The sequence below is a fragment of the Microcystis sp. BLCC-F209 genome (genome assembly GCF_041928595.1).
Lineage (GTDB): Bacteria > Cyanobacteriota > Cyanobacteriia > Cyanobacteriales > Microcystaceae > Microcystis.
Genome location: NZ_JBHFLL010000031.1, coordinates 1 through 14,666, shown reverse-complemented (window position 1 = coordinate 14,666; position 14,666 = coordinate 1). Strand labels below are relative to the sequence as shown.

Here is a 14,666-nt window from a genome sequence, read left to right as displayed (position 1 = left end):
AGACCTCTTGTAAAAATCAAAAATTGTTGTTGGGGTTAGGAGCCAGTAGTCAGTAGTCAGTAGTCAGGAGAATTAAGAATGAATAATAATTAATTAAATGGTCTATTTACAGATTTTATGCAATTTAATCCTTATTTTTGCCGTTTTTGAACCCTCAAAAATTAATTATGCAAGAGGTTTAAGACTTAGGACTCGCTTTATTAGATTTTGACACTTTGACAGATTTAGATAACTGGTTGCATCCGTGAGCAATGGCGATCCCATTGTCCATCCTTGATTATTCTATAGTTAAGGGGTCCACATCGATCGCCATACTTACCTTGGGTAAAACTAAGCTTTTCAGAGCAAGAAAAAGACGACCGATATCAGTCTTGTCTCCCGATAATTTTAACAGAATTTGCCAGCGATAACGGTTAGCCACGCGCATAATTGTTGCGGGTGCAGGTCCTAAAATATCCCAATCGGGACCGAAATTATTAACACATTCCTCTGCGACATTTTCGGCACTTTTCTGCACTGCTTCCCCATCTAAACCACTAAAGCGAATTAAGACTAAACTGCCGTAGGGAGGATAATTTAAACCCTCTCTCTGCATTAATTCCGTCTCGACAAAACCCTCATAATCGTGGGTTTGTACTGCTCTAATCACGGGATGTTCGGGGGTATAGGTTTGGATAATTACCTTTCCTTCTGTTTCTCCCCTTCCTGCTCTCCCTGCCACTTGAGTGAGGGTTTGAAAAGCGCGTTCGGAGGCGCGATAATCGGAGTGATAAAGTAAGCCATCGGCTGCCATTACTCCTACTAGGGTAACTCGATCAATATCTAATCCTTTGGTGAGCATTTGGGTTCCGACTAAGACATCGAATTCACCATCAGTAAATAGTTTTAATAGTTCCCGGGGAGCATTTTTGTTACGGGTGGTATCACTATCAAAACGCAAGCAACGCAAATCAGGAAATTCTTTGCTTAATTCTTGGGTGACTCGCTGAGTGCCAGTGCCGAAAAATTTCAGATAGGGAGAACCGCATTCAGGACATTGTTTCGGATGAATGCGACCATAGTTACAGTAGTGACAGCGTAGTAATTCTTGCGCTCCCGGTTCGGTGTGGTGATAGGAGAGGGAGACATCACAGTGGGGACACTCCAGCACATAACCGCAACTTCGGCAAGATACAAAGGTACTATGTCCCCGGCGACTGACGAATAAAATTGCCTGTTCTCCCTTGTCGCGCAGGGTGTCCAGAGATGAACGCAGGGATTGACTAAACAGGGAACGATTGCCTCGTTGCAATTCCCTTCGCATATCGACGATTTCCACCCGCGGTAAGGGGCGATTTTGGATGCGATCAGGCAAAGATAGGTAAAGACGGGGATTAGCTTGGGATTCTAGCCATGTTTCTAGGGATGGCGTGGCCGAGCCTAAAATTACGGGACAATGGTTTAATTGAGCGCGCCATTTAGCCACGGTACGCGCGTGATAGGTGGGGAGTAATTGACTTTGTTTAAAGCTGCTATCGTGTTCTTCATCGAGGATAATCATGCCTAGATGGGGTAAAGGGGCAAAAATCGCCGATCGCGTCCCGATAATAACTTGTGGGGTCCCTGTCAACATCTGTCGCCAAGTATCGTATCTTTCTCCTTGGGAGAGGGCGCTATGATAAACATAGACTCGATCGCCAAAACGGGCCACAAAGCGATCGGTTAGTTGCGGTGTTAATCCAATTTCGGGGACTAAAACCAAGGCAGATTTACCCGCTGCTAGGACTGGTGCGATCGCCTGTAGATAGACTTCTGTTTTACCCGATCCCGTCACTCCGTGTAAGAGAACGCTTTCACCACCTTTTAGGGTTTGAATGGCTTCTAGGGCTTGTTTTTGACTAGAAGTGAGTGTTTTTGGTTGATCCCTGCTCATAATCGCCGAGGATAAGCGCAGAAATTCCCGATCCTCAATCACCACATAACCCTTATCAATGAGCGGTTTAAAATGTTTGGTCCCCGCGAGTTGTGCCAATTCTGGCAGCCACATTTCTCCCCCCTGATGACGGAGAATTTCGACAATTTTGCGCTGATTTTCAGTTAAATCAGCAGGAAAGTCAGTTATTAGCAGGGTAATGGCTTTTTTTTGTTTAATATTAGGACTTTTGGGCGCTTCTAGATAACTTTCTACCCAACCGCGCTTAACTAAGTCTCGGATACCGTAATTAGCATTTTTTACTTTTTCTTGCAGGTATTTCGCCGAATAATCGCCTTCTTTTTGATTTTTTAGCAGGGATAAAATCTGACGGGAGAGGGGAGTACAAAAAACTTCCGCACCGGGGGGAATCGCTGCCGGTTTTAATCTGATGCGACGTTGGGAACTTCGCAGTAAACCCGTAGGTAAAGCGACGCGAACAACGGTGATTAAATCCGTTGCGTAGTATTGGGCGATTTTCGTTAATAACTGCCAATAATTATCGGGAAAAAAACCCTTAGCAATCACCTCTTCCACGGGACGAATTTGATTCTCTTCTAGTCCTGGGGGCAAATTTTCGAGAAATCTAAGAGCAATTCCCCCAATTACCTGAGAACCAAAGGGAACGCTTAAAATATCGCCGATTTCTACCGTTAAATCCCCGGGGATACTATAGGTTAATATTTGCTGATCCTCTTGACTATCTCTAGGATAAGGACGATCGACCAAAACCTCTAACCACGGTTGTCCAGTTGTGGTTAATTGGTAAGGTGTGGGAGGTTCCGCTACAGTCAGGGTAGCACAGCGATCGAGCATAGTCAGTGGGGAGATGGGGTGATAGGGAGATGGGGAGAATGGGGTATTTAAATTATAGTTTAAAGCTTGAGGGGAATAAAACCAGTTAATTTTCTCTAAAAACACTTTAAATATTGCTTTTTTGCCCACAAATTTTGATTTTTAGCCCGTGAAGTCTTCCCAAAAGAATTTTTATCCACCCTTAAGCATTGATAAAGTTAATGATAACTATTGACTATTAGCTATTAAATCCCAGTATAGTTAGTCAAAAGGTGAGAATGGTTCTCAATAGAAAAAGCTAAGAATAGTAATAAAAAGCTGACTGCTATCTTGATTGTTAAGAAGCGTGATCCTTACCTAGTCAAATACCAAAAACCTTAGTTAGAGTGTATGAGTAGAAACACAAAAAGCTCCTCCCATTCACCAGAAAATCTTATTGTCTGGTTCGGCGATTTGTAACCATCGACACAGAATCGCGCAATTATATCCCAGAAATTGCCGCCATTAATTAAGAAAACGTTTAAAAAATCTGCTCCCTGAAAATTCAATGTAACAATCAGCCCATTGGGGGAAACTGAGTTTTTCCCCGCTATTATAACCCCACTCCATCCATAACTGCTTATGAAAATCTCTAAACTAGCCTCTGATGATAATTTTAATCAAATCATTGCCCTGGAGACAAATCCTTTAGAACTAGACAGCGTGGATTTTGCTGAAAGAACTGACGAGGAGCTGACTGAACCTTTACCGGAAACCCTAAAAAACACTCGTGCAGGTAGTGGAACGGGATACGATAAAGGCAGCAATGAAGATACTGTTGGGGCATTTTTTAAAGAAATGGCCCGTTATCCCCTGCTTAATGCGGAAGAAGAAATTGAACTAGCCTACTCGGTTAAGTTTCTGATGGAAGCGGAAGAAGTGCGCCAAAAACTACAAGAAAATTTACATCGTCCTCCGACGAAAACGGAATGGGCGATCGCTTTAGAATTAGATAATGAACGTCAACTGGAAAACCGTCTTTATCGGGGAAGAACAGCTAAACGGAAAATGATTCGTTCTAATTTGCGCTTGGTGGTTTCTATCGCTAAACGCTATTTAAATCGCGGTGTTCCTTTCTTAGATTTAATTCAAGAAGGTGCGATCGGACTCAACCGTGCGGCCGAAAAATTCGATCCCAATAAAGGTTATAAATTCTCTACCTATGCTTATTGGTGGATTCGACAAGCAATCACCCGCACTATTGCTAATGATGCGCGCACAATTCGTTTACCGATTCACATTGTCGAAAAACTCAATAAACTCAAAAAAGCGCAGCGCATTCTCAAGCAAGATTTACAGCGCAATCCCAATGAACGGGAACTCGCAGAAGCATTAGAAATGACTCCCGAACAATTGCGGCAATTATTACAATTGCGTCGTCAATCTCTCTCTTTAAATCATCGTGTAGGGAAAGGAGAAGATACGGAATTAGTGGATCTGTTGGAAGATGATGATCTACAACTTCCCGAAGATAAAATGAATGAGATGATGATGCGTCAAGAAATTTTCGCAGTTTTAAGTGATGTTCTCACGGAACGGGAAAAAGATGTTATCTCCCTCCGTTATGGTTTAGCTACCAGTCAACCCTATACCCTAGAGGAAGTGGGGGGAATGTTCAATTTATCTCGCGAACGAGTACGTCAAATTCAAACTAAAGCGATGCGAAAATTACGTCGTCCTCAAGTTGCGCGTCGTCTGAAAGGATGGTTACATCAATAATTTTTTCTAACTCGTTCTCTCCTCTCTCCTTTTTCTGGGAGAGCTTTTTTTGTCGATATTTAGCTTAAAATTAAGATCAAGTTGATTTTCTCAGTAGATAGTCCTAATACCTATGAACCTACATCTTCCCCCACCACAAGAGCATCTAATCGAACAGAAAGTGAAAACGGGAAAATATCAATCTCCCGAAAATCATCCTCCCATAGATGGAGAAACTTTTATAACTGCAATTATCCATCGTTAATATACTAGCTAGTCAGAAGCTGAATACCATAGGCAATTTCTCAGCTATTTTTTCTAGTTCTCAATAAAATTAAATTAATTCAATATGTCTAAAAACTCTTGGTTAATTCCCGATAATATTTATTTTCTCAACCACGGTTCCTATGGTGCCACCCCTAGAATAGTCTTGGATTATCAGCAACAATTACGGGAACGAATGGAAAGACAACCTTTAGAATTTTTGGGGAGAGAATTAGAGGGTTTATTAGATATTGCTAGGCAAAAATTAGCGGATTTAGTGGGAGTAAATAGCGATGATTTAGTCTTTGTTCCCAATGCAACCACAGCAGTAAATGCGGTGTTAAATTCTCTCACTTTTCAGGAAAATGAGGAAATTCTGATCACCGATCAGACCTATAATGCTTGTGCTAATGCAGTTAAACATATAGCTAACAGATGGGGATTAAAGGTAATTATCGCTAAAATTCCCTTCCCTGTGCAGTCCCCTTTAGAAATTAGTCAAGCAATTTTAGCATCTGTTTCTCCCCGGACCAAATTAGTAGTTTTAGATCATGTCACCAGTCCCACGGCCTTAATTTGGCCAATCGCAGAAATTGTGCAAGAATTAAATAATCGAGGTATTGATACTCTCATCGATGGCGCTCATGCTTTAGGTTTTTTACCCCTGAATATCGGGGCAATTAATCCCACCTATTATACTGCTAATTGTCATAAGTGGTTATGTAGTCCCAAGGGGGCTGCTTTTCTCTATGTGCGCGGGGATAAACAGGCAATAATTCGACCTTTAACTATTAGCCATGGGGCCAATTCTCCTCGACAAGATCGCTCCCGTTTTCAGCTAGAATTTGCTTGGATGGGAACCGATGATCCCACCGCTTATTTATCAGTGCCAAAAGCGATCGAGTTTTTAAATTCTCTCTCTATGGATGGTTTACTGGGTCTGATGGCAAGAAATCGTAATTTGGTTTTAAAAGCCAGAAATTTGCTTTGTTGTGCCTTAGAGGTCAATTATCCCTGTCCAGAATCAATGATTGGATCGATGTCTTCAATTCTAATTCCTAGTTATGCTTGGGCATCCGAAGATTTATCTAGGCAACTGTGGGAAAAATATCAGATCGAAGTGCCGATAATTCCCTGGGGAGAAGCCTCATTAATTGTGAGAATTTCTGCTCACTACTATAATTCGATCGAGCAGTATAAATATTTAGCCGGGGTTTTAAATTACCTGCTATTTGGGCAAAGATAAGCTGAGAGCATCCCACTCTTAATAATGTTGTTTTTAAGAGTGGGATGCAAAAATTGAGTTTTTGAGGTTTTTTTCGGCGTTTTTCTGATTTTTTCGGATTTTAAGGGCTGAGAACCGATAATTTTGCTAAAATGCTTCTTGAACCATAGTTTCCTTGAGCATTTCTAAACCCTTTTTCAACCGACGGGAGACAGTGACAACACTAATACCTAATTGTTCCGCGGTTTCCCGTTGAGTAAGATCCTTAAGGAAGACAAATTCGAGAATATGACGGGTTTTGTCTTCTAATTGAGCCAGTGCCTGTTGTAAACGAATGCAATCCTCTTGACAAAGTTGAAAGCTGCGATAACGGGGATCGGGAACGATGTCTTTTAAACAAGTATTATTATCCTCATCGCTATTAACCGTCGCATCGAGACTAAGAGGTTCACGGTTTTGGAAGGCCAGTTTTACCTCTTGCCATTCTTCGATCGAAATATTTAAAGCGAGGGAGATTTCCGTATCATTGGGTTGACGATTGTGGACAGTTTGAAAATCCCGACGCACATTTGTTGCTTGTCTGCCTAAATCTAACCAACGGCGAGGAATCCGAACCGTGTAACCTTTATCCCGCAGATAGTGTTGAATTTCGCCGCGAATATAGGGAATAGCGAAAGAACTAAAAGCATGACCTTTGCTGCTGTCAAAACGACTGATCGCCTGAATTAGCCCCATACAGCCAACCTGCACTAAATCTTCGTAATTTTCATGGCATTGATTGACCCAATGATGAGCCTCCTTTCTGACTAATCCTAGGTTTAACCGGATAATTTGATCTCGGAACTTATTATCTTCTGTGTTTTGGTATTTTTGAAACAGGGTGAGAGTTTCCAGTTTAAGATTTTCTTTATTCAGGGCAGACATAGCACGCTAACAGACTTAAAAAATATGGACTGTAAAAGATCACTATTGCAATTAGCTTTGACCAATCCCAATACAGTCTCGATTAGAAGCGGCAAGCGATGGCAACAATGTAACTTACTACGATCATGATCATACGACCTTTACACAAGGTCTTGTGTGATTTGACGCGGTCAAGCCAGTATTTAAAGACAAGGGTAAGCTGAAACCCAGGTAATTAGGGTTGGCTGAGAAAGTTGTTCCTAGGGGCAGGGTGTGGGGTGCGGGGTGCGGGGTGTGGGGTGTGGGGTGTGGGGTGTGGGGTGTGGGGTGTGAATTTTCCCCCCCGCTCACTCCAATGACCGACACTTTTTGATTGCCAAAAAGTCTAAAGGTCTTAATCCAATCTAGAAAACTAGAACTCAAACAAAGGTAAACTCCGATCCTTATTTTTCGGCAATTTTGCCAGTAAACCTAAATGTTCGTAGGCGGCTGCCGTCACCACGCGACCCCGGGGAGTACGATTAAGATAACCTATTTGTAATAAATAAGGCTCATAGACCTCCTCGATCGTCTTGGCATCTTCCCCCGTGGCTGCTGCTACCGCTTCCAATCCCACGGGTCTGCCTTGAAACTGTTCGATCATCGTCTTTAATACTAATCGATCGGTCCAATCTAAACCCATAGAATCCACATTTAACTGATTTAATCCCTCAGCGGCTAAATGGGGGGTGATCATAGTTTCTCCCTTCACCTGCACATAGTCGCGCACCCGTTTTAATAAACGATTGGCAATGCGTGGAGTTCCCCGACTCCGACGGGAAATTTCGATCGCACCCGCTTCGGTAATAGGAATATTAAAAATAGTAGCACTTCTGAGCATAATTGCCGTCAATTCCTCGACCGTATAGAAACGCAGACGTTGAATCATGCCAAAACGATCGCGTAAAGGCGCAGTTAAAGAGCCAACTTTGGTAGTAGCACCGATTAAAGTAAAGGGAGGTAAAGAAATACTGCGAATTTTCGCTGCTTGACCCTTACCAATCGTCACATCTAGGCGATAATCCTCCATCGCTGGGTATAATAACTCCTCTGTCACCCGATTCAGTCGATGAATTTCGTCGATAAAAAGAATATCCCGGGGTTGAAGATTGATCAGGATGCCGGTAATGTCCCGGGGACGCTCTAAAGCGGGGGCGGCAGTAATGCGGCAATTTACTCCCATCTCAGCCGCTAAAATTAAAGCCATGGTGGTTTTTCCTAACCCCGGCGGTCCGTAGAAGAGCAAATGATCGATCGCTTCTTGTCTAGCTTTGGCCGCGGCGATGGTGACTTTTAGATTAGCTTTTAAGTCCTGTTGACCGATATAATCCTCTAGGGATTGCGGACGAATCTGCGCTTCTGCTTTTTCCGTTTCTTCTATAGTGGGATTGGGAGTGAGCAGATTTTCCTCGGCTGCCGGGGGGGAATTGTGCGATCGTTTGATGGCCATTGTTACAATCAAGAGTCTAGGATATGTTAGCGAAGCGGATTTTGCCTTGTTTGGATGTCAATAAAGGTCGGGTAGTGAAAGGGGTTAATTTTGTCAATCTTCAGGACGCTGGCGACCCCGTGGAGTTAGCTCGCTTGTATAATCAGGCGGGGGCCGATGAGTTGGTTTTTCTTGATATTACTGCTACCCATGAAGATCGCGACACAATTATTGATGTAGTCTATCGCACGGCGGAACAGGTTTTTATTCCTCTGACCGTGGGGGGTGGCATCCAATCCTTAGAAAATATTAAAAATTTGTTAAGAGCCGGGGCCGATAAAGTCAGCATTAACTCGGCTGCCGTGCGCGATCCGGAATTGCTTGATCGAGCCAGCGATCGCTTTGGGAAACAGTGTATTGTGGTGGCGATCGATGCTAGACGACGCAAGGATGTGCATAACCCCGGTTGGGAGGTTTATGTTCGGGGTGGACGCGAAAATACGGGTATTGATGCTTTATTATGGGCCCAAGAAGTGGAAAAACGCGGAGCGGGTGAGTTGTTAGTTACCAGTATGGATGCCGACGGCACGCAAGCGGGTTACGATCTGGCCTTGACAAAAGCGATCGCAGAAAGGGTGGAGATTCCTGTGATTGCCTCTGGAGGAGCGGGTAATTGTCAGCATATTTACGAAGCATTGACGGAAGGCCAGGCAGAAGCGGCTTTATTGGCTTCTTTGCTCCATTATGGTCAATTAACCATCGCTGAGGTCAAAAATTATCTGCAAAATCACCAAGTACCCGTGCGTTAGCTAGGGAAAATGAGAGCAAGATTTGCAGAACTTAATCTAGGGATTGAGTCGGTTTTTCGGGAAAAGGATTTCTTTAGGCTGCAACCATAGAAGAGTAAGGGTTACACCTATTACTGAAAGCCAATGGCTGACGGCTGACAACCGCGATCGAGCAACCAGCAAAAAATCCTTGTTTTTAACTTCCCTCCGATTATCCCCAGGGAAAATTATGTATTAGAATAGAGGAAAGTTAACAAAATTTAAAATATGTTAGTTCCGATTCTCATCTTTGACCTCGGTCTTGTGGCTTGGTCATTGCATCTAATGCAGCAAGCGTTCGACAGGCAAGAGTTTTCCTTGATGCTGGCGGGAACCTTGGTGGCAGCAGCGGCAGTGGCTATGTTAGTAGTTTATTTCCTCATGGGTCACTGTTTAACCTATTTAACCCAAATTTCTGCTCCTGTCTAAATGGGGACGATTGTTTTACTCTTGTGGATGAGCGATCGCCTTTTGAGTGACAAATTTTTTTATCTCCACCCCTTGACAAAATGATTCTATTTAAGCTATATTTAAAAATGGTCTTCGCGGGGTTATAGCTCAGTTGGTAGAGCACCTCAATGGCATTGAGGGGGTCAGCGGTTCGAATCCGCTTAGCTCCATACAGTTAAGATAAAAGTTTCAGGGTTACTGGGGACTCGAAAAGTGGCGAGGAGATGGTAGATTGAAAGAGAATTTCTGGTTAGAAAAGTCTCTTTTTCCCTCAATACTCTCTCAGGACAAAATTAATGATAGAGCTTTTTAAGCAACTACCTCGTTGGTTGCGGCTAAGTCTGGTTTTTCCGCTCTTATTTCTCAATGGTTGGTTATTATTCCAATTATTTGGCTATCTAGAACCCTTAGTCAGTATTTTTGTCACTGCTAGTTTACTAGCTTTTGTCTTAGATGTTCCCATCAAACTGCTGCAAAGACGCGGGGTTAATCGCAGTGGTTCGATCGCTATTGTCTTTTTAATTGCCCTATTAATTTTGAGCGTTTTAGGTTTAATTTTAATTCCCCAGATTGTCGAACAATTAAGCAGTTTAATCAATAGTTTGCCCCAGTGGATCGAGTCGGGAACCGAACAGATACAAAATTTAGAAAAGTGGGATAAAACTCAGAAATATGCGATTTATATCGAGCAATCAATCACCCAGTTATCGGAACGACTAACCAATGTTTTGCAAACTCTTAGCACTCAATTACTAAGCTTTGTGCTGGGAACTATCAACAGTATCCTAAACATTCTCTTTGTTCTGGTTCTAACTGTCTTTCTGGTTCTTTATGGCGAACAAATTTGGGAGGGAATTTTAAGTTGGATCCCGTCCCCCTGGAATTTCAAATTAAGGACGATTATTCGTCAAACTTTTGAAACCTATTTTGCCGGTCAAACCATTTTAGCGGGAATTCTCAGCCTTGCTCAAATTTTTGTTTTTGTCATTCTCAAGGTTGATTATGCCCTATTATTCGGGGTGGCGATCGGTCTAACTACATTAATTCCTTTTGCCAGTGCCTTTACCATTATTGGCATTAGTACCCTACTGATGTTTCAAGATTTTTGGTTAGGGTTAAAGGTTTTGACCCTGACCATTATTGTGGGTCAAATTAATGATAATGTCATCGCCCCTCGGTTAATGGGAGGCATGATCGGACTTAATCCCGTCTGGATTATTCTATCTCTTTTTATCGGGGGCAAAGTGGCAGGAATTCTCGGTTTATTGATAGCAGTTCCCATCGCTAGTGTACTGAAAAGTACCATCGATATCATCCGCTCGCAGCAGCGGGAAAAAGAACCGGTAGTTTTCCTAGAAGAAACGGTGAAAAATTCCTCGGAGGAGAGCAAATAATAATAAATCCTGTTTTTTCAGTGAACAGTGAACAGTGAACAGTAATGAGTGAATTGAAAACTCACATCTGCTAACTGCTAACTGATAACTGATAACTGATAACTGATAACTGATAACTGTTATGAGCGGCTAATTTCTTCGAGAATAGCCATCGCTTCTGTCACCCTATCCCTAGGGATAAATAAATGATCGTGATAATAACCGGAAATGACATTGACGCTAATTGCCGCTTCGGCCAGTTTCTTGCTAATCACCGCTAAAAATCCCACCGCCGCTAAACTAGAATGCACAGAAAGAGTAATTTGTCTATAAATACACTTGTACTGTAAGTCTCTGCGATCGGCTTGCTGACGGGGAATAATCACCGTTATGCCTTCCTCTTCCCGAAATTGGCAGATAGGGGTTAATTGTAGCTGTTCTAGTCCTGTGGCTGTTAGGGAAGAGAAAACGAATTCTTCGGTATTGAGGATTGGTTTCAGGGATTGGAGCAGAATATCGCCATTAGTTTCCCCTTCCTTGGCTTTTTCGGGCGATTTTTTCGCCGCATCCATACAGTGATTAGCAGCAGCGTCAGCCAAACTATTTTTAGCTCGTTCAATCCAGCGCCAGCTAATGCGATCAAATTGGGCGACTAATTGACAAGCACGCTGATAAAAGGGACGTAAACTATCGCTTTTTACCTTCCAGTCTCCCTTAACTTGATTGATGACTAATTGACTGTCTCCGCGAATTTCTAGGCTTTTTAAGCCTAATTCTCGGGCTTTTTCCAATCCAATAATCAATCCCGTGTATTCGGCCTCGTTATTAGTGGCTCTCTCCATATATCTAGTCGTAGTCAAGGAATTGCCCTCGGCTAAAACTATTACCGCGGCACCGGCTGCTCTCCCCGGATTGCCGCGAGAACCACCATCAAAATAGAGAACTGCTGAATTATCGTTTTTTTGAGCTTTTTTATCCATAATTTTCGTCAATAAATCTTGTTATCTCCATTTTTATCCCTTTGACAATTCTAGGCGGTAGGGATTCCTGTCGGCAAAGCGGACAAGCAAGATTTTAGCCGATCGCCGCTACCGGGTAACTTTTTTTCTTCGGGTTATTGACAATTATTTGCATTTGTCGGTTATACTGAAAACATCAGCCCAGACTTATATTGCTAATAGTTCTCAATTAAAAGCCCCATGAGTATAGACAAATGGCCATCGGAAGGTGAGAAAATCTTCCCTCTTAGTGCTTGGGATCGCTGGCAGCTCTACCACCGGCTCCAGTCCCTAGAAATTGAATGTAAATGCTGGCTCCATCAGCTTTTGCAGGTTCGCATCGATGGACCGGCTCAACTTTTACAGCTGTGGAGTGTCCTGCGACAGGTAGAGGATCCGAGGCTGTTTAATCGGTTGGCTGGAAACCTGTTGGCAGGCCTAATCCTTGATAAAAATTAGCAATTTGAGAGTAAAAAGTGAGAAAGTATGTCAAAATCTGCAACTACCATGGTTCCCTTTCAAGTGGTCGGTCAATTCCTCGGTTTTGTCCTCAAGGACGGATATAAGGTAAAATACCTGAGAATCAGTGTTGATAAACGGGAATATTGGTTTAAGCCCGAAAAACCACTGCGAGACCACATACCTCTGAATATTGCTCTCCACTCATGGCTAAAAGTGACGGGAGAAAGTAGTCTTTGTTCAAAAAAGGGAAAATTAAAACTGAGGGTACTAGGGATCGAGCATTTATCTGGCGAAAAAACCCCAGAAGTCGCCCCGGCAAAAGCTAAAAAAGCCACCGTCTTAATCTGTCAGAAGTCCGATTGTTGGAAAAATGGCGGTGCGAGAGTTTGCCAAAGGTTAGAGAGTGGTTTAGAGGAAAAAGGACTGGGAGAAGCGGTGAATATTAAATTAACCGGCTGTTTAAAACAGTGCAAAAAAGGACCAAATCTGGTGGTTATGCCCGATAAAAAGCATTATAATCAGGTGGCTCCCCAAGATGTCCCCTCTCTGATCGAGCGGCATTTTGCCAATTCTGAGCAAGAAAATAGCCTATCAGTTTAACTGGAAATTTAATCGGCGATCGCTATTGACAAAAGATCTTTTTTGTGTATCAAAGGGACGAAGTGCCTAAAATTGTAATAAATTAGGCATAGAAAAAGTCAATTCCTGCCGCCGATAATTTATGACTGCTGCCACTGCAACCTTGTTAATTTCTTGTCCCGACCAGATTGGTCTAGTGGCGAAAATCGCTAATTTTATCTACGCTAATGGCGGCAATATTATCCATGCTGACCAACACACGGATTTTTCGGCGGGATTGTTCCTGATGCGGATAGAATGGCAATTAGAGGGGTTTAATTTACCCCGTGGGATGATCGAACCAGCTTTCGCCGCTATTGCCAAACCTTTGCAGGCTAGTTGGTCCTTACATTTTTCCGATACTGTCCCGCGTCTAGCTATTTGGGTGACAAAACAGGATCATTGTCTCCTCGATTTATTATGGCGACAACAGGCGGGAGAAATTAGGGCAGAAATTCCTTTAATTATTAGCAATCATCCAGAATTACACTCAGTTGCCAATCAATTTGGTATTGATTTTTATCATCTTCCCGTTACCGCCGAAACCAAGATTGAACAGGAAGCCAGACAATTAGAGTTACTGCGGGAATACCAGATAGATTTAGTGATTTTAGCTAAATATATGCAGGTTCTCACCCCAGATTTTATTAACTTTTTCCCCAATATTATCAACATTCATCATTCTTTTTTACCAGCTTTTGCGGGAGCTAATCCCTATCAACGGGCCTACGATCGAGGGGTAAAAATTATTGGAGCCACGGCCCATTATATCACTGCCGATCTCGATCAGGGGCCAATTATCGAGCAGGATGTGGTCAGAGTTAGTCATCGCGATACCGTGGGAGATTTAATTCGTCAAGGTAAGGATTTAGAAAGGGTGGTGTTAGCGCGAGCGGTACGTTTACACTTGCAAAATCGCGTTTTAGTTTACGCTAATCGCACGGTAGTATTCGCTTAAAATGGGATAAGATGTACTTGACAAAAAAGAGAGCATGGAAGGTTAAAAATTAGGAAGTACCGGCGCAATTGACTAAAATAACAATAGACTAGATCGGAAGGAAACAATTATTTATGGCAACCACATCCGAAGACGTATGGCGACTCTTAGCCGAATTAACTGCCGCTCAAAAAGAAACTGATAAACAACTCAAGGAAGTTAGTCAACAACAGAAGGAGACTGAACTACTATTGAAGGAAGTTAGTCAACAACAGAAGGAAAACGCCCAACAACAGAAAGAAACTGACAAACAACTCAAAGAACTGGGCAAACAAATTGGGGGACTCGGTGCAAAATTCGGCAGCTTTACCGAAGGACTTGCCCTTCCTTCAATGGAAACGATTCTCGGACAACAATTTGGCATGGAAGTTATCAGTCCCAGTGTGCGAGTCAGTAAAGAAGGACAACACCTAGAAATTGATGTTCTTGCCTATAGCAATGGTGAGCTAAATACTGCTTATATCGTTGAGTTTAAAAGTCATGTTAGACAGGAAGATATTACTCAATTAAAAAGTATTTTGCAACGGTTTCGCCGCTTTTTTCCTGAACACAAAGATAAAAAACTCTATGGCATATTAGCAGCCGTTGATTTATCCCC

Annotated in this window: 14 protein-coding genes and 1 tRNA gene; 11 read left to right on the top strand and 4 right to left on the bottom strand. The window is 42.7% G+C overall.

Annotated features, from left to right (window positions below; all coding sequences use genetic code 11):
* Positions 1-277: 277 nt before the first annotated feature.
* A complete protein-coding gene (gene priA, locus ACE1AQ_RS02410; protein ID WP_039899232.1) occupies positions 278-2,767 on the bottom strand; it encodes a primosomal protein N' in 2,490 nt (829 codons plus the stop codon).
* A gap of 600 nt (positions 2,768-3,367) precedes the next feature.
* Between priA and ACE1AQ_RS02405 the strand changes: the two genes are divergently transcribed.
* From ACE1AQ_RS02405 to ACE1AQ_RS02395, 3 genes are all read left to right on the top strand, one after another.
* Positions 3,368-4,504, top strand: coding sequence for an RNA polymerase sigma factor, RpoD/SigA family (locus tag ACE1AQ_RS02405; RefSeq protein ID WP_008196229.1), 1,137 nt, complete (start codon positions 3,368-3,370; stop codon positions 4,502-4,504).
* A gap of 112 nt (positions 4,505-4,616) precedes the next feature.
* Entirely contained in the window at positions 4,617-4,748 is a 132-nt protein-coding gene (locus tag ACE1AQ_RS02400) for a hypothetical protein (RefSeq protein WP_256386891.1), read from the top strand.
* 84 nt (positions 4,749-4,832) lie between these two features.
* Complete coding sequence (locus ACE1AQ_RS02395) at positions 4,833-5,993, top strand: aminotransferase class V-fold PLP-dependent enzyme (protein WP_374807784.1); 1,161 nt, start codon at positions 4,833-4,835, stop codon at positions 5,991-5,993.
* Between the two features lie 126 nt (positions 5,994-6,119).
* Here ACE1AQ_RS02395 and ACE1AQ_RS02390 read toward each other — a convergent pair whose 3' ends face one another.
* Together ACE1AQ_RS02390 and ruvB are read right to left on the bottom strand one after the other, a co-directional pair.
* Positions 6,120-6,896 carry an RNA polymerase sigma factor SigF gene (locus ACE1AQ_RS02390; protein WP_008196211.1) on the bottom strand — a complete coding sequence of 259 codons (777 nt, stop codon included), beginning with the start codon at positions 6,894-6,896 and terminating at the stop codon, positions 6,120-6,122.
* Positions 6,897-7,287: 391 nt separating this feature from the next.
* The gene (gene ruvB, locus ACE1AQ_RS02385) at positions 7,288-8,364 is read right to left on the bottom strand and encodes a Holliday junction branch migration DNA helicase RuvB (RefSeq protein WP_110545439.1); all 1,077 of its coding nucleotides are present in this window, start codon (positions 8,362-8,364) and stop codon (positions 7,288-7,290) included.
* 23 nt (positions 8,365-8,387) lie between these two features.
* Here ruvB and hisF point away from each other — a divergent pair, with 23 nt between their 5' ends.
* The 4 genes from hisF (at position 8,388) to ACE1AQ_RS02365 (ending at position 11,014) form a co-directional block, all read left to right on the top strand.
* Positions 8,388-9,152: an imidazole glycerol phosphate synthase subunit HisF gene (gene hisF, locus ACE1AQ_RS02380; protein ID WP_110545442.1), complete on the top strand. Its 765-nt coding sequence runs from the start codon at positions 8,388-8,390 to the stop codon at positions 9,150-9,152.
* A gap of 246 nt (positions 9,153-9,398) precedes the next feature.
* Complete coding sequence (locus ACE1AQ_RS02375) at positions 9,399-9,599, top strand: hypothetical protein (RefSeq protein ID WP_002764650.1); 201 nt, start codon at positions 9,399-9,401, stop codon at positions 9,597-9,599.
* Positions 9,600-9,717: 118 nt separating this feature from the next.
* Positions 9,718-9,790: transfer RNA gene (locus ACE1AQ_RS02370), tRNA-Ala, on the top strand.
* Between the two features lie 126 nt (positions 9,791-9,916).
* Positions 9,917-11,014, top strand: coding sequence for an AI-2E family transporter (locus ACE1AQ_RS02365; protein ID WP_110545445.1), 1,098 nt, complete (start codon positions 9,917-9,919; stop codon positions 11,012-11,014).
* 119 nt (positions 11,015-11,133) lie between these two features.
* Here the strand turns inward: ACE1AQ_RS02365 and ACE1AQ_RS02360 are convergent, their stop codons facing one another.
* Positions 11,134-11,973, bottom strand: coding sequence for an ACT domain-containing protein (locus tag ACE1AQ_RS02360; protein ID WP_110545449.1), 840 nt, complete (start codon positions 11,971-11,973; stop codon positions 11,134-11,136).
* 219 nt (positions 11,974-12,192) lie between these two features.
* On the opposite strand from ACE1AQ_RS02360, the gene ACE1AQ_RS02355 reads away from it, so the two are divergent.
* The 4 genes from ACE1AQ_RS02355 to ACE1AQ_RS02340 all read left to right on the top strand — a co-directional run.
* Complete coding sequence (locus ACE1AQ_RS02355) at positions 12,193-12,450, top strand: Asr1405/Asl0597 family protein (protein ID WP_106909592.1); 258 nt, start codon at positions 12,193-12,195, stop codon at positions 12,448-12,450.
* 27 nt (positions 12,451-12,477) lie between these two features.
* Positions 12,478-13,053, top strand: coding sequence for a (2Fe-2S) ferredoxin domain-containing protein (locus ACE1AQ_RS02350; protein ID WP_110545452.1), 576 nt, complete (start codon positions 12,478-12,480; stop codon positions 13,051-13,053).
* 121 nt (positions 13,054-13,174) lie between these two features.
* A complete protein-coding gene (gene purU / locus ACE1AQ_RS02345) occupies positions 13,175-14,029 on the top strand; it encodes a formyltetrahydrofolate deformylase (RefSeq protein ID WP_110545456.1) in 855 nt (284 codons plus the stop codon).
* Positions 14,030-14,142: 113 nt separating this feature from the next.
* Positions 14,143-14,666: DUF3782 domain-containing protein (locus ACE1AQ_RS02340; RefSeq protein ID WP_374807780.1), on the top strand; the 524-nt coding region annotated here is incomplete at its 3' end.